The sequence below is a fragment of the Pseudomonas sp. GW822-FHT02D10 genome (assembly GCF_058802345.1).
The window spans coordinates 165,336-184,493 of the sequence record NZ_JBXAOB010000007.1; the positions used below are offsets into that span (position 1 = coordinate 165,336).

The 19,158-nt window shown below is 59.3% G+C and carries 18 protein-coding genes and 1 pseudogene; 1 reads left to right on the forward strand and 18 read right to left on the reverse strand.

Annotation, left to right across the window (positions count from 1 at the left end):
• Window positions 1-2 precede the first annotated feature (2 nt).
• From bcsB to AC1RPZ_RS14030, 8 genes are all read right to left on the reverse strand, one after another.
• The gene (gene bcsB / locus AC1RPZ_RS13995) at window positions 3-2,285 is read right to left on the reverse strand and encodes a cellulose biosynthesis cyclic di-GMP-binding regulatory protein BcsB (protein ID WP_493137630.1); all 2,283 of its coding nucleotides are present in this window, start codon (window positions 2,283-2,285) and stop codon (window positions 3-5) included.
• On the reverse strand, window positions 2,282-4,876 hold the full coding sequence (bcsA, locus tag AC1RPZ_RS14000) for a UDP-forming cellulose synthase catalytic subunit (protein ID WP_493137631.1): 2,595 nt from the start codon (window positions 4,874-4,876) through the stop codon (window positions 2,282-2,284). The genes bcsB and bcsA overlap by 4 nt, the downstream gene beginning before the upstream one ends.
• The gene (gene bcsQ, locus AC1RPZ_RS14005) at window positions 4,873-5,595 is read right to left on the reverse strand and encodes a cellulose biosynthesis protein BcsQ (RefSeq protein WP_493137632.1); all 723 of its coding nucleotides are present in this window, start codon (window positions 5,593-5,595) and stop codon (window positions 4,873-4,875) included. The genes bcsA and bcsQ overlap by 4 nt, the downstream gene beginning before the upstream one ends.
• On the reverse strand, window positions 5,592-5,834 hold the full coding sequence (bcsR, locus tag AC1RPZ_RS14010) for a cellulose biosynthesis protein BcsR (protein ID WP_493137633.1): 243 nt from the start codon (window positions 5,832-5,834) through the stop codon (window positions 5,592-5,594). The genes bcsQ and bcsR overlap by 4 nt, the downstream gene beginning before the upstream one ends.
• Window positions 5,804-7,432, reverse strand: coding sequence for a cellulose biosynthesis protein BcsG (bcsG, locus tag AC1RPZ_RS14015; protein ID WP_493137634.1), 1,629 nt, complete (start codon window positions 7,430-7,432; stop codon window positions 5,804-5,806). The genes bcsR and bcsG overlap by 31 nt, the downstream gene beginning before the upstream one ends.
• Window positions 7,419-7,610 carry a cellulose biosynthesis protein BcsF gene (gene bcsF / locus AC1RPZ_RS14020; protein ID WP_493137635.1) on the reverse strand — a complete coding sequence of 64 codons (192 nt, stop codon included), beginning with the start codon at window positions 7,608-7,610 and terminating at the stop codon, window positions 7,419-7,421. The genes bcsG and bcsF overlap by 14 nt, the downstream gene beginning before the upstream one ends.
• Window positions 7,607-9,148, reverse strand: coding sequence for a cellulose biosynthesis protein BcsE (gene bcsE / locus AC1RPZ_RS14025; RefSeq protein ID WP_493137636.1), 1,542 nt, complete (start codon window positions 9,146-9,148; stop codon window positions 7,607-7,609). Before bcsE ends, bcsF begins: the two co-directional genes overlap by 4 nt.
• Before the next feature lie 511 nt (window positions 9,149-9,659).
• The gene (locus AC1RPZ_RS14030) at window positions 9,660-10,586 is read right to left on the reverse strand and encodes a transcriptional regulator GcvA (RefSeq protein ID WP_493137637.1); all 927 of its coding nucleotides are present in this window, start codon (window positions 10,584-10,586) and stop codon (window positions 9,660-9,662) included.
• Between the two features lie 270 nt (window positions 10,587-10,856).
• Here AC1RPZ_RS14030 and gstA point away from each other — a divergent pair, with 270 nt between their 5' ends.
• Window positions 10,857-11,468 (forward strand): glutathione transferase GstA, encoded by a 612-nt coding sequence (gene gstA, locus AC1RPZ_RS14035; RefSeq protein WP_493137638.1) that lies wholly within the window; start codon window positions 10,857-10,859, stop codon window positions 11,466-11,468.
• A gap of 16 nt (window positions 11,469-11,484) precedes the next feature.
• On the opposite strand, the pseudogene AC1RPZ_RS14040 reads toward gstA, so the two are convergent.
• The 10 genes and pseudogenes from AC1RPZ_RS14040 to AC1RPZ_RS14085 form a co-directional block, all read right to left on the reverse strand.
• A pseudogene (locus AC1RPZ_RS14040) lies at window positions 11,485-11,889 on the reverse strand (Ppx/GppA phosphatase family protein); the annotation flags it as partial.
• A gap of 415 nt (window positions 11,890-12,304) precedes the next feature.
• The gene (locus tag AC1RPZ_RS14045; RefSeq protein WP_493137639.1) at window positions 12,305-12,526 is read right to left on the reverse strand and encodes a GDCCVxC domain-containing (seleno)protein; all 222 of its coding nucleotides are present in this window, start codon (window positions 12,524-12,526) and stop codon (window positions 12,305-12,307) included.
• A 7-nt stretch (window positions 12,527-12,533) separates the two neighbouring features.
• A complete protein-coding gene (merP, locus tag AC1RPZ_RS14050) occupies window positions 12,534-12,809 on the reverse strand; it encodes a mercury resistance system periplasmic binding protein MerP (protein ID WP_493137640.1) in 276 nt (91 codons plus the stop codon).
• A 12-nt stretch (window positions 12,810-12,821) separates the two neighbouring features.
• Complete coding sequence (locus AC1RPZ_RS14055) at window positions 12,822-13,166, reverse strand: mercuric transporter MerT family protein (RefSeq protein WP_493137641.1); 345 nt, start codon at window positions 13,164-13,166, stop codon at window positions 12,822-12,824.
• Between the two features lie 245 nt (window positions 13,167-13,411).
• Complete coding sequence (locus AC1RPZ_RS14060; protein WP_493137768.1) at window positions 13,412-13,912, reverse strand: IS5 family transposase; 501 nt, start codon at window positions 13,910-13,912, stop codon at window positions 13,412-13,414.
• A 195-nt stretch (window positions 13,913-14,107) separates the two neighbouring features.
• Window positions 14,108-15,427, reverse strand: a complete 1,320-nt coding sequence (locus tag AC1RPZ_RS14065; protein WP_493137642.1) for an OprD family porin — start codon at window positions 15,425-15,427, stop codon at window positions 14,108-14,110.
• Window positions 15,428-15,619: 192 nt separating this feature from the next.
• Window positions 15,620-16,453, reverse strand: a complete 834-nt coding sequence (locus AC1RPZ_RS14070) for a phosphodiesterase (protein ID WP_493137643.1) — start codon at window positions 16,451-16,453, stop codon at window positions 15,620-15,622.
• Window positions 16,454-16,478: 25 nt separating this feature from the next.
• The gene (locus tag AC1RPZ_RS14075) at window positions 16,479-17,510 is read right to left on the reverse strand and encodes an ABC transporter ATP-binding protein (protein ID WP_493137644.1); all 1,032 of its coding nucleotides are present in this window, start codon (window positions 17,508-17,510) and stop codon (window positions 16,479-16,481) included.
• Window positions 17,507-18,301: an ABC transporter permease gene (locus AC1RPZ_RS14080; RefSeq protein ID WP_493137645.1), complete on the reverse strand. Its 795-nt coding sequence runs from the start codon at window positions 18,299-18,301 to the stop codon at window positions 17,507-17,509. Before AC1RPZ_RS14080 ends, AC1RPZ_RS14075 begins: the two co-directional genes overlap by 4 nt.
• Window positions 18,298-19,155, reverse strand: a complete 858-nt coding sequence (locus AC1RPZ_RS14085) for an ABC transporter permease (RefSeq protein WP_493137769.1) — start codon at window positions 19,153-19,155, stop codon at window positions 18,298-18,300. The genes AC1RPZ_RS14080 and AC1RPZ_RS14085 overlap by 4 nt, the downstream gene beginning before the upstream one ends.
• Window positions 19,156-19,158 lie beyond the last annotated feature (3 nt).

The following is a 19,158-nucleotide window of genomic DNA, read 5'->3' on the forward strand; positions in this document are numbered from 1 at the left end:
GACTACTCCTGACCAGCCAGGCGACGACGGGCAGCCCAACGCAGTGCACGCCACAGCAGGAAAGCCGTCAGCAGCACACTGATGGTGGCCATGGCCGCCAGCAGGATCGGGTGCTCGGACAATTGGAACCAAAGCAACAGCCACCACGGAAGGTGGCCGACGAAGTACTGCTGGCCTACCCAACTGCTGCCGACGCCACTGCTGCGGATCAGCGCCACGGAACCGGTAACGGCGTCTATTTTCGCAGTGTCGCCCAAGGTGTCGCGCAGCAGTTGGTAATCGGCGTCATCGCTGGCCAGCAAGGCCACAATGCTGCGCTGTGGGTGATACGGCGACTGCAAGCCGACGATGGCGGCGATCGGTGCATGGGCGCTGACTTCAACGCGGTTGGCACCCAGATCGCGCTCATCGCTGAACTGGCCGACGCGGGCCGACTTGCCGCTTTGCTCATTGGACGGTTTGAGTAGCCAGGCACGCGTCTTGTCCAGCACCAGATTGGCATCGGCACCATCGCCCACGCCCGGCGTCATGGCGCCGAATACCAGCAGATCGACATCTGCCCTCGCGTCGTCCCAGTTGTCCGAGAGCCGCAGGCCAAACGCTGGCAGACCTGAGCGCGCAGAGATTCCAGCAATGGTCTCGAACAGCGTGCTCAGTTGCACAGGGCGACTGCGGGCCGGGACCATCACCAGGGTTTCCGACAGGTCAGCCATCCGGCTGTATGGAAAACCGCCTCGGGCAAAGGCGCGCAGGTCGGGCATGGCGATGTAGTGATGGTAGCCGGACAAGTCAATGGTCGACTCTTCATCGATCACGGCCTGGTTGTTCACCGGCAGCGAAGTCTGGCAACGGTCGCGCTGGGCACCGCTGGAGGTGCTGGTGAAGTTGAAGTCAAAACGCAGGGTGTTACGGTCGCCAATCTTCAGCGCTGGCACCAGCAGCTTGTCGCTGAGGTTAGCCGACTCGTTGGACAACACCGCCAGGCGCAGCTCCTCCAGACGGCTGTCGGTCTTGCTTTGCAACGGCAGGCTGGTGATGAACTGGTTGTTCAGGCTGATGGTCAAGCGCGAGTCATCGTTGACCGACGGTGGCGTATAACGGAACTTGGTTTGCAGCGGAATCCCCTGGTTACGCCAGACGAACAGGTCAGGCGGCAGATTCACGTCCACCGTGATGGGCCGTGGCTGCAGACCGTTGGCCTGAAGCTGCTCGGGGTACTTGATCAACTCGGCGAAGCGTACCGTGCGATCCGTGCGCATCCAGTTCGGTGCGTCATAAGGCACCCGAGGCTTGAGCTGCTCGACCTTGTTGACGGTCACGTTCGAGCCACGAAACGCGCCTGCGCCCAAGGCCAGGGCGCGGGCAGCCACAGCCAGGTCATCGTCGTTGCGACCCAACACCAGCAACACCTTGCTGTAGGGATCCTGCGGGTTGTCGATCATCTGCACAACGGGCGCATCCACCACCGGAAACTTGTTTGTGTCAGCCAGGAAGGACGGGCGATGATCGTTGGTGGCGAAGACAATGGCCGACTGGGTGCGATGGTGTTCATCGGCGGGCGGTAGCTGGTCGAACAGCACGGGGAACTGCGCACCACGCCAAGCGGCCTGGCTGCCGAAATAGGATGCCAGGATACCGGCTGCACGCTGCTCGCCCAGGGTCGGCGCATCGGCGAAGACCAAATTGAGGACCGGCTTGTCCTGGCCTCGAGTGTCGAAGAAAGGCATCGGGAAATAGGCCAGGTCGTTCTTGAGCGTGAGTCCCTGCTCCTGCAACTGGATCTGGCTGCTGCGCCCCACGTTCAACCAGAGCGCGCTGTTGGCCGGTTCTTCGCAGATATCGGTGTAGTGGCCGACGAACTCCAGGCGTACGCGGTTGAAGTCCGAAATCAGACGCGGGTCGAGGGCTAGCGACTGGTTGACCCTCTTACCCAATTGGTCCTTCTCGATCGGCACAACGCTCATCAGCACGTCGTTGAGGTACACGCGTAAATGCGAGACCTGTGGCAGCAGCGAAGGCGACGGCGTGTACTCCAGCTGCAGTTTCGCATCACTGGCGATGCGATCGCGGCGCAGGCTGAATTCGATCTGGTCGCTATTGTGGATGCCCAGCAACAGGCTGTCGGCGGGACGGCCCAGCTGTTCGAAGCTGTACGCGGTGCTCCAGCTCGGTACGTTGCTGACCGCGGCTGGCGCGACAGGCGCAAGTGCGATGGCGGCCTGGGCGCAACCGGCGGCCAGGAGCGCCAGACTGGCCACAAGGGATTTGCTGAAGTAGCGGCTCATGGTGCGCTCACTGATCGGGAGTTGGGAATGGGGGCAGCCGCCGGCATGCGCGGCAGGAAACTGGCCAACCAGCGCAACATTCGCAAAGGCGGGCCGGCGATGCGGCGGATCCAGGCAGGCAGGTATTCGTAGAGGCGGTAGTAACCGGTGCCGCCCAGTTTGACGATGTCCAAAAAGCTGCGCAGCGGGCGATCCGGGGTGAAATGCTCGTCCCAGTTGAGCCAGGCATCGGCGCGGGCGAACGTGCACTGCACAAAGTCGATTTTCTGTTGTGCATTGAGGCCGGTGAAGCTGATGCCGATGAAGGTCTTGTGGCTGCGGCAGATATAGCCCGGGAACAGGAATTCACGAGTACCGCGCTTCATAATCAGCGAGATGCTCCCGCCCACCGCCAGCGACAGCGAGGTGTCGAGCTGGATGCCTGCGCCACCGTCGGAATAATCCTGCAACATGCCTGGGTAAGAGTGACCACTTTCAAGGCGCACTGCAGCGGGTAACTTGACATGTACACGGTGGGTCTGGCGAACCTGGCGCGCTTCAGCGGCGACCGCCATGGCGCCCCCGATGATCACCAGGTTGTAGACCACCCAGAGAACGCTCACCACAACGGTGACGATCTCGTCGCGGGGCCCGCAGATCAGACGCCAGATGGCAGCACCCAGGCCGGCAATGTTCAGCAACGACAGGAGCAAGTACGGCTGGGCGATTTTCCAGTCAAACTGGTTGTGCTCCATCAGGCCGCCCTTGGCGGTGACGTTGAACTTGCCCTTGCTGGGGTTGAACAGTGCCACGGTGGTGGGACGCGCGATGTACCAGGCCAGCACGGTCTCGTACACCTCACCCCAGAACGTCCGACGAAAGGCGCCCTGCATCCGCGAGTTGGTGAGACTTGCGTGGATCATGTGCGGCAGCACGTACAGCAGGATCATCAGCGCCGGGGCGTAGATGATGTAGGCATGCAGGAACAAAAACGCCAGCGGCCCCAGCAGAAACACCAGGCGCGGCAGGCCGGCCAAAAAGTGCATCATCGCGTTGGCGTAGCAGATGCGCTGGAAGAAGCTCAGGCCTTTTCCGAACAAGGGGTTGTCGGTGCGAAAGATCTGCGCCATGCCACGGGCCCAGCGAATGCGCTGGCCAATGTGCGCTGACAGGCTCTCGGTTGCCAGGCCAGCCGCTTGCGGCACCTTGATATAGGCCGAGTTCCAACCGTTGCGGTGCAGGCGTAGCGCCGTGTGGGCGTCTTCGGTAACGGTCTCGACGGCAAAGCCGCCGATCGCGTCCAGCGCGGTGCGCCGCAGCACCGCGCATGAGCCGCAGAAAAACGCCGCGTTCCACATGTCGTTGCCGTCCTGAATCAACCCGTAGAACAGCTCGCCTTCGTTGGGGTGCTGGCGGAACACATCGAGGTTGCGTTCAAAGGGGTCCGGTGACAGGAAATGGTGCGGAGTCTGCACCAGCGCCAGTTTCGGATCCTGCAAAAAGCCCCCGGTGGTCAGTTGCAGAAATGAGCGCACAGGTATGTGGTCACAGTCGAAAATGGCGACCAGTTCGCTGTTCAGTTGCTTCAGCGCGTGGTTGAGGTTACCGGCCTTGGCGTGACGATTGTCGCTGCGCGTGATGTAGCCCACGCCTACTTCAGCGGCGAACTGGCGGAAACTCTCGCGTTTGCCGTCGTCGAGAATGTAGATGTTCAGCTTGTCGGCCGGCCAATCGATGCCCATGGCCGCGTACACGGTACTCCGCACGATTGACAGGTCTTCGTTGTAGGTCGGGATCAACAGGTCGACGCTGAGCCACTGGCGCGTGTCGCGCGGCAGCGGCGCCGGTTTGCGGCCCAAGGGCCAGCACGTCTGGATGTACCCCAGGATCAGCACCACCCAGGAATACGTTTCGGCCACCAGCAGGATCATCCCGCACGCCAGGTCCAGCGGCTGGTTCCAGTTCAGGGTCGAGGTGTAGCGCCACCACAGGTAACGGCACGAGACGATGGTCGACAACACCACCATCAGCAACGTCGGAAAGCGCCCCGGAACCCGCCGCACCAGCATGGCCAGCCCCCACAGCAGCACGACGAACACCAGCTGGGCGACGTAGCCGAAGGGCTCGGTGATGCACAGCAACGTCAAAATAAAGGCGACGACACCAATGGCCGCGTTGACCAATCGTTGGCTGCGACGGTCCAGGCCTTTCCACCAATGGCTGCTCTGGCGAATCTGCTGGCTGGCCTCGGCGCGCACGGGCAATGCTTCCAGCGCCTTGCCGATCCGGGTCCACAGCCGCAGGTACAGCGCCCCGACGGCCTTGAGCCAGGCTGGGGTCGCCAACGTCCACGCCTGCGGCCTGGCCGGGCGAACCAGCAGCAGCCAGAGGCTTTGCACCGCATAGCGCAACGGGTCGCCCAGGCTCGGTGCCTTGTTGCTCAGTTGCGGATACCAGCGCTTGGGCTGATCGAGCACAGCGCGCCAGTTCGGTGACTCCAGGCGCAACAGCAGCCATGCCAGGGCGCTCATTGTCGCCAGCAGCAACGCAACGGGCGGCGCACAGTCATAGCGCCGACGCAGGTGAGCATAAGGGAAAACGCGGGCGATCATACCGGCTCCAAACGTCGGGTCAGGCACCAGATGGCCAGGCTCAACACATCCTGGGCAGCCAGGCTGGCGTCGGCATAAGCTCCCACCGGTTTCTTGAACGCCAAGGCTTCGCGCATGGCTTCATCCTGATGCACGCTAAGTGGCAACAGGCGAGCACCATATTGTTTGCGCCAGATCAGTAGCAGGTCGCGCTGCAATTGGCTGACAGGGTCGAAGCGGTTGACCAGCAGATGCTCGCTGGGGGCTTCTTCCTGCTGCAACAGCACGTGGCAGGCGGCATCCGCCTCGACAATCCGCAGGCGCAACGCACAGGGCCCGACACGCGCATGACCGGGCAATCGCAAGGGCACATCGAACAGGATCCAGTCAAAGTGTTCGGCAAGGCTGGCCTGTCGGCGGCGCCACAGTTTCGGTTCCTTGAGCAGGTATTGCTCGATTTGAGCCTGCTCTTCCAGTTTCAGGAAGCCATAAGGCAACACGTTCAATCCCGGCTCCACGGTCCAGGCCTGGGTGTTCCAGCCCACACCGTCGATCATGGCGCGCGCCCAGCCGCCGGATTCGCTGACGCTGACGCCGAAGTGCAGGCGAAGCAGGTTCTCCGGGCACATGTCGACCAGCAGCACACGTTCGCCAAGACTATGCAATGCATGACCTGTGGCCGCCAGCAACGAGCTGGTGCCGACACCGCCGCGCAGACCACGCAGACTAAGGGCGGTCACGACAGCGTCTCGAGTTCGGACGTGTGCATCACCGGCAGGACCGCCGGTTGCTGGCGCTCCATCTCCGCCAGCAGCGGCCAGCGATGAAGGGCCTTTTGCAATTCGATCTGCGCAGAAATGTCCACGTAGTCCAGTTCGGGCAGCTCAAGCTCCAGTTTCAGGCGGGCGATGTCATCGGCACGATCCGCACGCGACTGCACCCTGGCCTTCACTTGAAGCGCTGTGGGTAGGGCAGCCATCCTGCTTTCTCCTTGATTCGTATGTAAGGTTTTCCGGCGTAGTCGACGACTACAGTGCCTGCGTTTTCGGAGACTGCAGCCGTCTGCGGCAGGTTGCTCAGCAGGCCCGACCAACTGGGACCCTGGCCATCCGCCTGGGGTTGGGCGCTGTACAGGCGACTGATGAGTTCCGACAGGGCCAGGAAACTGCTCGGCTCGGTGATGTGCAGTGGCGCGGCATTGGGGTTGCGCCCCATGCCCACCAGCTTGATGCCGACCGGCACGTGAGTGATGGACTGGCTCGGTATCTCGCGCATGCCGGCTATCTGCATGCGGTCGCCGTGCAGCGCCGCGCCATGCTCCGGCACAATCACCACCACCACCCGACGGCCACTGAGCTCCAGCTGTTTGATGAAGCCATTGAGGTCGTCGATCAGCCCCTGGGCACGCGGTTTGTAATCACTGCTTTTGGTGCCGCCATCGGCGGTCAACGCACGGTTGCCGTCATGCAACGTGGTGGTGTTGTAGAACAGCGCCACGCGATCGCTCTTTTCTGCTTCGCGGTGCTTCCACCAGGTGTCCAATACCTGAGCATCGCGCAGGATCGGCGAACCGTCGAAGCCCACCAGTGCACGCGGCAATTTGCTGGTACTGACAGTGGGGGCCGGCAACGAACCCTGGGCGCGGACTTCATCAAGGAAGCCTTCGAACTGCCCGGTATGGTTGAGCATCACTTCACTGGAAAAGCCCAGCTTGCTCAAATCGTCCATCAACATGCACTGCTCCGGGGCGGTGCCGTAGAGCTGGCTGTGCGGAACCTGCCCACAACTGGCGCGCAACAGGCGGATGGCTGCCGGGCCGCTGTAGGAAGTGGCCGAGTTGAAGCTGTCGAAAATCACGTCCATCTGCTGGAACAGCGTGTTATCGCGCAGACCCACGTCTTCCAGATCATCCCAGGCCATGGAACAGATATTGATCAGCAACAGGTCAAAAGGCTGCACGGCAGAAGTCGCAGGCTTGAACTCCACCTGACGTCCGGCCTCGGTGCTATAGAACTTCTGCAGGTAGGCTTCCAGTGTCGCGCTGTCCGGGGCGGCCGTGCTCACCGCCGCCATGGAGGCGCCACTGGCCGGCGCCGCGACCGGCTCGCTGCTGGTGTGCAGTGCCAGCACATTGGCGCTGCCCAGCCAGGCCAAACCCAGCACGCTCAGGGTGGTCAGGCGCAGCCAGTGACGGACGAAGGCATAGACCACCACCAGCACAGCCAGCAGCGCACATAGGTTCCAGTCGATGAAACGACCCGCCAGCTCGACCACGTACGCGCCGCTGAAATCCAGCACACCAGGCTCGGCCAGCAGGCGGCCGAAGGGGGGCAGCCAGGTGTCCTGGTAAAACAGCGCAACGCCCACGGGGATCGCAATGACCGTGCGCAGGATGCGCAAATAACGATGCGGCAACGGCAGCAGCAATGCCGCAGCGAACACCAGGTTGGGCAATACCTGCAGGTTCAGGTAGCCAGCCCACAGCAGTACGAACTTGAGGATGAAATACAGATTCCAGGGACCCAGGCCCGGCCAGACGCGCACTGACACCGGGTTAATGACTTCATACTGGCTCATGAGGCTCGCTCTGGGCAGAGGCGCGACGACGCACACCACGGGACTTCAGGTAACGTGGAGGCAAGAGGCTCTGCACGAAGGCCAGAAAATGGCGACCAAACCTGGTCAGTACCATAATCAGTGCCAGCGTCAGCAGGCTGCTGAGGCCGATCACCTGGATCAGCTCGGAATAACTCATGAACAGGGATCCGTAATAGGAAGTGTGGTGCGTTGAGGCGAATAGGCGCCACGCCCAGCGGCTTCGGCGGAGCTACCGGCCGTGCGCTCTTCTGCCAGAAGAAACGTGGGCGGTAGCAAGGCTGCCGCGAGGAAGTCCTCGCGTGGCAACGCTTCAGCGCCGGGGAGAATCTGGAAGTCGCTGAACAGATCGCGCCAGGCCAGTCGGCAGATATTCCCCAATGCCGGTTCCAGCCCGTCCGCGCGACAGCCAAACAGGAACAGATAAAAGGCACCGTTGACCACGCAGGCGACGTCACCAAAACGACGCAAGCCAATTTGATTCAAGTACTGCTCGATTTCCAGGCCACCGCGCGGTATCAGTTTGAGCAGTTGGTGGCTGATTTCGCCAGAGGCGCCGCTGTAGACGCGCTCCACCATGCTGATGAATTCCCGGGGCGCTAACAGGCCACGCTCGGCGGGCGGCCGCAGGCGTTCGAATAGCGATTGGAAGTCGGTGGTGCGGCTCCGGCGCCAAGTCTGGCCCTGGGCGCTGTCGATGATGCTGAAGAAGTGCGCCAGCGTCGTCCCATAGGGCACGGTGATGTTGGCGCCGCAGGACACCAGCAGACGCTCGTCCCGATAACGCAGGCAGGGCTCCATCTCGCGGACGATGATTTTCAGCCCGATGCCGCAGCGCTCTCGCAGGGCGTGAATCTGACGAGCCAACTCTTCGACCTGCAGGTTGCTGTCGATGGCCACGATGATGCTGGCAGCACGAGCGTGGCTGGCTTGCTGGAGCAAGTCCTCGCGGCTCTCGAACAGCCTCCACTGATCCGACAACGGTGGCGAGCCTTCAAGCACAGAACGCTGGGTCAGGTAGATCCGCTGGTCATCGGTATGGGTCAGCTGCACATTGGCCTGCTCATTGACCGATAGCGCAAAGCCGTCCACCTGCAACTCGAGCTCGAACTCCTGCCCGCTGCACACGCCCAGTTCGCTGTGCCAGTAGTGCAATTGATAGTGAATACCACCATCACGGCGATAGAGCTGGGCGAGCCCAGCGATCGTATCGTTGAGCCGCAACAAACGGTCATGCAGTTGAGGTGTCTGGCCATGGCTGATCACCAACAGGGCGCATTGGCGTCCGCCTAGCCATTGCCTCAGGGACAGGCAGCAATGCCGCAGCTCTGGCGCGACGTCGCTCTGCCATGCGCTGTCCGGCAGCATCAGCACAATGGTAGTGCCGGCAACCGGAGCAGCACGGGTCAGCTCGCCGACCAGCGATTTGAGGGTCAGGTCGATGTCGTCTTGGTTGATATCAAACAGCTTCAACTGACCAGGACCGGTATCTGCCGCCAGCTTCCGGGCCAGGTCCTGGCTTGAATGCCCGCAGCACACCAACATCCCTCGCGCATTGGCCGGCATCGCTGCCAGGCACTGGACCGCCAGCGCGGCAGAATCGCTCGCCTGATCCACAGCCACCCAATAAAGCCCGCCGTCGCGCAACAAGATCTGCTCATCCCGCAGATGGCGGATGCCCAAGGTGACCTGACTCAAATGTTGTTCCCTTCCCTTTGAAACGGATGTGGCGCGATCAGCACCTTCTCTCCGGCACAGCTTTGCAAGGGAGTCATCTTTCTGACGACTAGTACAAGCGCTCCGAGCCAGGCTCAGTGTCAGACTTAGTCAGCATAAATAGGATGTCGCACCGCCAAGCAGCCCCCTGTGACGCTCAGAAAGTGAGCTTTCAACGCAATATAGAGCGGCTGGAAGAAGACGAGACCTCACCTTCTCCGCCGATCACCATTCCCAGACTCTCTTATACCTCGGTAACGGCGCGCAATTGTGATGATGTCGGACTGCCAGTGTCAATAAGTCGTAACCAATGAGACAAAATATTGCGGACAACCGGTGATATCTAACATTTCGTCATTTTGTTGACGCCACAATTCTCGGCGGGGATAAGATCCGAGTTCGTCTGCGCCGTCTCGCATTGCAGAAACGCATGACCTGCCTCAGGCCCCAGGACAGTCACACGCAGAGCGCGTGCATCCCGCAAACGTCGATATCAACTCAGAATTTCATTGATTTTCGGAGTGTCCGAGCGCTTCACCAAATCAATCAACCACGTTCTAAATGCCACCACTTTTTTCGAGTTTGCTATTTCAAGCGGTGTGACGAGATAAAAGCCGAGATCAGACTTTAACCTCAGATTAAACGGTGCAACCAACCTTCCAGCTTTCAGATCATCATCGACGTAAGTTGAGCGTCCAATGCAAACACCCAAACCGTCAATGGCCGCCTGTACAGCCATCATTGCAAGGTCAAATGTCAGCCGTGTGCCTTCGGCAAGTTTTTTCGGTTGACCCGCGGCACTCAACCACATGTTCCAGTCGTTACTGGTCATCCCACTGACCTGCAGCAACGTCTGATTGGCCAGGTCAGCCGGACTTTTCAAGGCCTTTGGGCCTGTCAGCAACTTGGGACTGCACACTGGAAAGATTTCGTCGGACATTAGCCAGTCGGCGCGCAATCCCTTCCAGTCACCGAAACCGTAGCGAATGGCTGCGTCGATTCCACCTTTACGAAAGTCCACTAATTCGGTGGAGGCCGTGACGCGCACATCAATATTGGGAAACGCATCCTGGAATGACGCCAATCGAGGCAACAGCCATTTGGTGGCTAATGAAACCAGGGTACTGATCGTCAACGCGCTGTTGTTGCAGGTCTCCAATAACATTTCAGTTGAATACCGCAGTTCATGAAATGCAGAGCGAATTCCGGGCAGGTAAGAGTGACCTTCACTGGTCAACGCCAATCCGTCTTTGAGCCTCAAAAACAATCGGATACCCAGTTCATCTTCGAGTCGTCGAATTTGATGGCTGATTGCCGTTTGAGTGACATTCAACTCTTCTGCTGCCTTGGTAAAACTCATGTGTCGAGCGGCAGACTCGAACGCTCTCAAGCCATTGAGGGAGGGAAGTCTAGCGGCCATAAGACTTTGTAATGCTCATGAGATTTTGTCATAAGGTAGCACCCAAGAAGTCCTTTGCAAAATGTTTCAGCTCTCGCGGATCCTAGCGTCGCTTTCAAACCACAAGGCTTTGAAAATGCCCACTCAAAGGATGAGCTCGCCGTGATCAAAACAGCTGAAATCAACGAGTGACATGACACCAATATGTCTAAACCAAGGTTCACAGCCGCATTCCATTATCTGGAAACGCGACACATTCGGGTAGCCGCTACCCATTTATAAGGAGATAGCATGAAACTGTACTTCGCCCCCATGACTTGCTCATTGTCCCCGCACATCGTGCTGCGCGAACTAGGTCTTGCCTTTGAGTTGATTCGGGTCAACAACAAGACCAAGCAAACCGCTGACGGGCGCAACTTCCTGGACATCAACCCCAAGGGTTACGTGGCAGCCCTGGTGCTGGATAACGGTAACGTGCTGACCGAAGGGCCCGCAATCGTCCAGTATCTGGCCGATCTTGTCCCCGGCAATACACTGGCGCCGGCCAATGGCAGTTGGGAGCGGGTTCGCCTGCAGGAATGGCTGAACTTCATTTCGTCAGAGATTCACAGCGGTTGTGCCCCGCTGTTCAACGCCGATATTCCAGAGGCCACCAAGGCTATTTTCAAGCAAAAGCTGTTCAAGCGATTCGACTACCTGAGCCAGGCGCTCACGAAACAGGACTACCTGATGGGCACCTTCGGTCTGGCCGATGGGTATCTGTTCACCGTCCTCAAATGGTTGCCGTTCTTCACTATCGAGATCAAGGACTGGCCGGTATTGGCGTCGTTCATGGAGCGGATCGAAGCACGCCCCAGTGTCCAGGCCGCCATTGCTGCAGAACAAGCGACCAGAATCGTTTGACCACTACAGTCCGTGATTAGTGTTTATACATCAGACCATGAAGAACCCCGAACCTTAAGCCTGGCTCGGAAGGCGTCATATGCGGGATGCCAAATACCTTGAACGCCGCCAGCATGACCACCAGACCGCCAGGCAGGATGCTCAGGCGATGGCTTTGCAAGCCCGCCAATTTGAGTTGTTTGACATGCCCCACTTCGAGCAGACGCAACGACAGGCGCAACAGACTGCCGTAGGTGATACCGCCTTGGCCATAGTCGTTCAATCCGTTGGCTTTGAGCACTTTGGCCAGCATCCGTGCAGTACCTGAAGAGCCGATAGTCTGCTGCCAACCCAGCGCGCGATAACGGCGTGCCACTTTTTCAAACTGTAAAGTGGCCACACGCTCAGCCTCCAGCAGCGCCTGAGCCGTGATACGCCCTCCAGCCCAGGTCAATGGCCGCAAACAGGGAGGCGTCTCCTTGCATGGGGGGTTCCTTGCAAATTCATCAACCAGCAGGCGAAAGCCTGCTGTGTGCTCAAGACGGTTTGCGAGGAGCTTGCCATTAGTTCGATGACGCCAAGATGACACCCCTTAACCGTTTCAAATGAACAGACACCAGGCCAACCTGGATATCAACGCATCACACCCCTTGCCTATCAGCATAAACAGACCTGTAGCAGATTTCTCTTAAGGAGCCGTCTTCGATGCACCAATAAATTCGTCATCATTTTGTAACCTTCTGACAGAGATACTCAGGCTATTCAACGCGTGCCGTTTTTTGCTGCCTCCTGAGGCAGCTTTTTTTTTTGCATCTACGCCGGTGTTCAGGGAAAACTTCGGCATGCGGGTTATGCGGTCAGTGCACTGGCGTGCAGCACCCACGCTGCTGCTGGATCGGCGGACACTTCACCGAACCGAACGAACAGAACACACAGCAATCGCCCGCGTCAGGGCGTAATAGTGTCTTGCAGTTGCTGCATTCGTAGTAAAACTGGCAAGCGTTCGTAGGCATGGTTTCCAGCTTCGCAAAACCACATTGCGGGCAGGTCAGCACGGACTCAAGAACGACGGTGTCCATTAAAGCCTCACTTGCGGACGGTCGAGGGATAACCCGCGTTCGTGGTTGCCCCGGTCAGTGCTTCGGGCCGGGACCGGTCAGCGTCATAGGTGACGGTGGCAGTCTTGTTGTCGAAATCGACCTTGACCGCGCTCACTCCGGGGACTTTTTCCAACGATTTTTTGACCGTGATCGGGCACAGCTCACACGTCATGTTCTGTACATCGAGCGTGACCGTCTGGGGAGTCGCAGCCAGCACCACGAAGGGGACTGCGGTAAGCATGGCCATTAGTCGTTTGCGCATGGCGGACTCCTACTAGTAGAACAGTGGGGCCAGTGACGGTACGGCGAGTAGACCGAGCAACAATATGGCGACAACCCAGAACGTGAGCCGCTGCCGCTTGATGGTTCGAGCATCGGCGCACAGCGTACCCGGAGCGCAGACGGGTGGCACCACATAGAGCTTGCGGAAGGCCAGGCCAAGGAACAGCAGCGTCAGCCCGATAAACAGGGGCCGATATGGCTCCATGGCTGTCAGGTTTACTACCCATGCTCCGCCGATGCCGAGTGCTAGCAATATTAGGGGGCCGACACAGCACACCGACGCGCCGATAGCCGCTAGTACACCCGCGATCAACGAGCCTTTCCCGGTGAGTTGCATCCTGTTCACGCCTTAAATCTGAATGCCCATCTATCATTCTAGGCCCCGTACTTAGGTACGGAGTCAAGGAGTCTGTAAGGATGTGCATTTCTGGGTCTAGGGAAGGTCTGAAGTACCCACCGATTTTTGACGCCCTCGCTGCCTGAGGCTCAAAAAATCAAAGTCGGTCGAATAGTCAGACCTTTTTTGCTCTTAATTCATGGTCATTTCCAATAATCGAGCCTTTTCCGGGCGATTAGCCCGCATTACAGGCGCAGCTCGCCCATACTCACTAACCGTTTTCGCACCATCCAAAGATTCGACAGAGCGAACAAAATCGTTTGCTGAGCGGTATTTTTCGCCAGACCGCGAAAGCGTACTTTCGTATAACCAAACTGACGCTTGATCACTCGGAATGGATGTTCAACCTTGGCCCGCACCTGCGCTTTCGCATATTCAATCTTGCGGCGCATACGACCAATCAAACTCTTTTTTCCGTGCTTTTTATAACTGCGTGGACGGGCAGCAATCGACCAGATCATCTCGCGATCCACATGTTCAGGACGCTTTTCTACTCCGGTGTAACCAGCATCGCCATAGACGTAAGTTTCCTTGCCGTGCAGCAGTTGATCGACTTGCGTCACGTCCGCCACATTGGCTGCCGTACCCACCAGGCTATGGACTAAACCCGATTCGGCATCAACGCCGATGTGCGATTTCATCCCGGTTTCTTCACGGCTCTGCGAGGTTGAACCGGCACATGCTATTCCGCGCTGCTTATGAGCCCCGTGCGCTCCAGCTCGTCGGCGGCCTTTAGCAGTTCATCGTTTAGAGAGCCCCTCGCCGGATCAATACCGGCCCTGGAAGCAAAAGCTGCGATGAGTCGCCTTAACGACTCAGATGGATGCCTGTCCGCACCACCGGCTTGCCGGTGGTCGACAGCAACATGGCGAATGGGTGCCTTACATCAATGGAATGGTATAGCTCACAATCAGGCGATTCTGGTCCTGGTCGCGGGCGATATCGCTTCGGGACATCGCGTTACGCCAGCCAAAACCCACGTTCTTCAACGTACCGCTCTGGATCACATAGTCCAGGGAGATATCACGCTCCCATTCGCCAGCGTCCTTGCCGCTCGCGGTCTGGATATTGTCGCCCTTGAGGTACATCACCGATGCCTTCAAGCCTGGAACGCCAAGCGCTGCGAAGTCGTAGGCATATTGGGCGAATGCAGTGCGCTCACCCGCCTGGATGAACGTCTGAATGGTGCGGTCGGTGTACAGATAAAGACTGGCGCCCGCTTCGCCTTTATCCACCAGGCCACCCTGATTGAGCTGCGCAAAGTTGCTGTTTTTGGAAACACTTTGATAGCCCGCAGTCATCGCATGGCCGCCCAATGAATAAATGAACGCCGCGCTCCAGGTATCGTTGTCGATTTCACCGCTACCGTCTTTGGTGTAACCGCCGAACTTATAACCACTGGCGCGACCGGCCGCACTGCTGTTCTTGCCATCGGACATGGTTTTGAAATAACGCAGGTCGGTTTTCAACGAACCGTATTCACCCAACGGCAATACATGCAGCAAACCGGCAAAGTGCTGCTGGTAGTAGTCCTCGAGATTGGCGTAGTAATACTGAACGGTCAGGTCTTTGGTCAGTTTGTAATCACCACCGGCGAAGGTGAATTTATTGCTTTCCTGGGTGCCACCCGCAACCGCCAGACCGCTGCGATCACTGGAGGCACGCCCGGTGGCATGTTCAAGTTGGCCGGCGGTAAAGGTCAGGTTGTCGATTTCATTGCTGGTGACTTGCCCGCCCTCGAAGGTTTGCGGCAACAGGCGACCATCATTGGACACCAGAATCGGCAACTTCGGTTGCAAGGTGCCGTAACGCAGTTCGGTCCTGGAGAAACGCATCTTCGCCGTTGCACCGACACGACCCCATTGGTCCACGGCTTTGTCGCCGTCGCTGGGAAACATCGAGCCGCCAACATGACGGCCCGCGCCGCTGTCGAGCTTCAGGCCAAGCAGGCCGATAGCGTCCAGGCCGAAGCCCACGGTGCCGTCGGTAAACCCGGATTGATAATTGAGCATGAAGGCCTGGCCCCACTCTTCAGTCTTCGAAGGAGCGGCGGCACCGCTACGGTTATCGTTGTTGAAGTAGAAGTTGCGCAAGTTCAAGTTGGCTTTGCTGTCGTTAATGAAATCAGCAGACGCCAACGGACTCATGGCCATACTCAGGCCGCCGGTCAAAAAACTTAATACTTGAAACGTGGCTTTCATCAGGACGAACTCCGGCGCAGAACCTATGTTCCGGGCACATTGAAAAGACAGCAGAAAGCATCCGGCCAATCAGCGAAATGGCCAGTGCGCTAAACAATCATCGAGAAAAACTTCACCAACACACAGAAAGAAATAGTCGTTACGACCTCCGAAGAACCCCGGCAGAAAAGCGCCTTGAAAGTCCCTGTGTGATCAGTCGATCAATCCATGAGCGTCATAAAACGGATACGGCCCCGGATATTCACCGAACACCGCGTTATGGGTGATCAAGCCCTGTTGCGCCTGCCAGCGATGCAAGAGATACCCAGGCGGCTCCAGATTGAAATGCGCCGCAGCGGCTTCCTGTAGATCCAGCACGATCTGATGGGAAGTACCGGGGCACACACAACTCAGGCTGCCACCGAAACGCCGCTGCATCGGGCGATGCAAATGCCCGCACAACAAACGCTCCACCTGCGGGTGACGGGCGATGACCTGCTCCAGCGCCGACGCATTGATAAAGGGCTCACGATCCATGTGGCCGATACCGCTGATAAACGGCGGATGATGCAGAACCAGTAGCGTTGGTGTCTGGGGACGACGTGCCAGCTGCTCATCGAGCCAGAGCAACTGGCTCTCCAGCAACCGGCCACCGTGAGCACCGGGAATGGTCGAGTCCAAACCAATCAGGCGCAGCGGATGTTCCTCCACCACCCAATCCAAGGGTGCGCTGGCCGACGCTGGCAAGTAGGCGTGATCGGTAAACGCAGCCAGTAAATGCTCGCGGTTGTCGTGGTTACCTGGCACCAGGTAGCAAGGCATGTGCAGGCGCGCGAGCTCAGGGTGCAGCACGGCATATTCGTCAGGGCGACCGAAGTCCACCAGGTCACCGCTGATAACCACAATATCCGGGCGCGGATGGCTGGCGTTCAGATGATCGACAGCGCGACGCAATGCACCGAGGGTATCGACGACGCCGTAGGTCAGTTTCTGACCGGCTTTGAGATGCAGATCGCTGATCTGCGCAACGAGAAACGGACGGTTCAAATTACTATCTCTGAAAACAACAGCATCACGGATGGAGGGTGAACAGCACTTGTGGCTCGATGGCCAAGGCAACCAGGGCGCCGGGCGCGTGAATGACGCCATCGGTGCTGTCCACCAACAACGGCTGGCCGGCGCCGACATCCACCAACAGACGACTTTGCGCACCCTGGAAAAACTGACCGACAAGACGTCCGCGTAGATGACCCTGGCAGTCCATCACCCGCAGGTGTTCAGGGCGGCAATACACCGTGGCGGGTAAATTGGCGCCATGCCACGGCAATTCACCACCGCTGACTTTCAAGCCATGGGTCGTGCGCTCGATCACCGAAAAAGCATTGAGGTTGCCAACAAAACTGGCGACGAAAGCGTTGGCCGGCTGCTGATAGATTTCCCGCGGGCTGGCCAATTGCGCGACGCGGCCCTGCTCCATCACCAAAATGCGATTCCCCAGCGCCATGGCTTCGCCCTGGTCGTGGGTGACGAACACGGCGGTGATACCCAACCCCCGCAACAACTGATCCAGCTCGCTGCGCAAGCGTTCACGCAACTGCGCGTCCAGCGCCGCCAAGGGTTCGTCGAGCAGCAACACCCTAGGCCGGGGTGCCAGGGCGCGGGCCAGGGCGACCCGCTGGCGCTGACCGCCAGACAACTCGTGAATGCTGCGCTTGCCATGGCCATGCAGGCCGACCAGTTCCAGCAGCTCCGTGCAACGCTTGTTGCGTTCGGCGGGCGACATGCCGCGAATCTTCAGGCCGTAAACGATGTTGCCGGCCACATCCAGGTTCGGAAACAACGCATAGTTCTGGAACACCATGCCCACGTCGCGGCGCTCGATGGGCAGGCGCGTGACATCGTTGTCGCCAAAAAATATCTGCCCCACATCCGGGCGCTCCAGACCGGCGATCAGGCGCAAGGTCGTGGTTTTACCGCAGCCGGACGGGCCGAGGATCGCCAGGGTTTCCCCCGCCTCTATGGTCAGGTCCAGGTCATGCACAGCGACGGTGCCGTCAGCGAATGCCTTACGGCACCCCTGCAGGCGAATGGTGGTTCCGGTCATCGACTCTCTCCACGGGAAAGACGGGCGCTGATGGCCTGCAACGCAATGAGCAGCGGCACGATCATCAACAGGAATATGAGGGTGTAGGCGCTGGCGACTTCCAGCCTGGCCGAGGCATAGCTGTCGGCCAGGCCCACCGGCAATGTCTTGGTCATCGGTGTGTGGAGCATCCAGGTCAGGTTGAACTCACCCAGCGACAGGGTAACGACCATCAATACCCCGGCGAGAATCCCCGCCCGGCAGTTGGGCACCACCACGCTGAAGAAACGCCGGATCGGCCCGGCGCCAAGGCTGGCCGCCGCTTCCTCCAGGACCGGCAGATGCTGGCGCTGCATCACCGCCATCACCGGCCGCACCAGAAACGGCAGGGTGAACAACACATGGCCGACCAGAATGAACACCCAGCTGCTGCGAAACCCGCCGAACTGGCCATAGGTCAGCAACAACGCCAAGGCGCTTGCCAGACCGGGCATGGCCACCGGCAGCACCATCAGTTCCTCGAACGCGCGGCTGAAGCGATTGTTCATCCGCACCAGGGCGTAAGCCGCCGGTACGCCAATCACGCAAACACACAGCGCACAGGCTACGGCCAGTTGCAGGGAGAGCCAGACAGTCGGTGAGTAGGCCTGCCAGACTTGCACCAGCCAGTCGAAGGTCAGGCCACTGGATAGTCCCTGGAAATAATTGCGCGTCAGCCCGGCCAGCAGCGACATCAGCACCGGCACCAACATGAAGGTGCAGACCAGCAAGGTAAAAACCAGCTGCCCGACAAACAGCGTTGAGCGTTTCACAAGACTGTCCTCGATTGTTTGACCAGTCGCCGGGTCAGCAACAGCACGGACCAGGTCACCGCCCCCAGCACCACCGACAGCGCAGCGGCCACGGCGAAGTTGGCGTAGTTGGTGAACACGTTATAGATCGCCACCGGGGTAACGTTCAGCCGGGTGCCCAGGGTGAAGGCCGTGCCGAACGCGCCCATGGACGTCGCAAAGCAGATCGCCGCGCAGGACACCAATGCCGGCGCCAGACCCGGCACGATGACATCGCACACCACTCGCCAATGACCGGCACCCAATGAGTGCGCAGCTTCTTCCAGGCTGCGATCCAGGCTTTCGCAGGCGGCCATCACCGTGAGGATCACCCGCGGGATCGAGAAGTACAGGTAGCCAATGAACAGGCCCGTGAGCGAGTAGGCGAAAATCCAGCGCTCACCTGCCAGTTCGAGGCCAAGGGTGGCGAACAACCCTTGGCGGCCAGCCAGCAGAATCACCAGAAAGCCGACTACCACGCCGGGGAACGCCAGCGGGAAGGTCAACAAGGCGACCAGTGCCGAGCGGCCGAAGAAGCGCTGGCGGGCGAGAAACACACCGCTGATGCCGCCCACCAACAAGGCCGCGAGGGTCACGACCACGGCCAGAATGCAGGTCTGCGCCAGACTGCCCAGATACTGAGCGCTGCTCAGCACCTGCCAATAGCCGCTGTCGCCGCCATCGCGACCTTGCCCACCGAGTACGATCAGGTGCGCCAGCGGCAACAACCAGAACGCCAGCAACACCGCCGCTGCCGGAGCCAATGCCCAGGCGGCAGTCGGTCGCAAGCGCGGCAACGCACTGCGACCGGACCTCGCGCTCTGAGCGTTTACCACCGA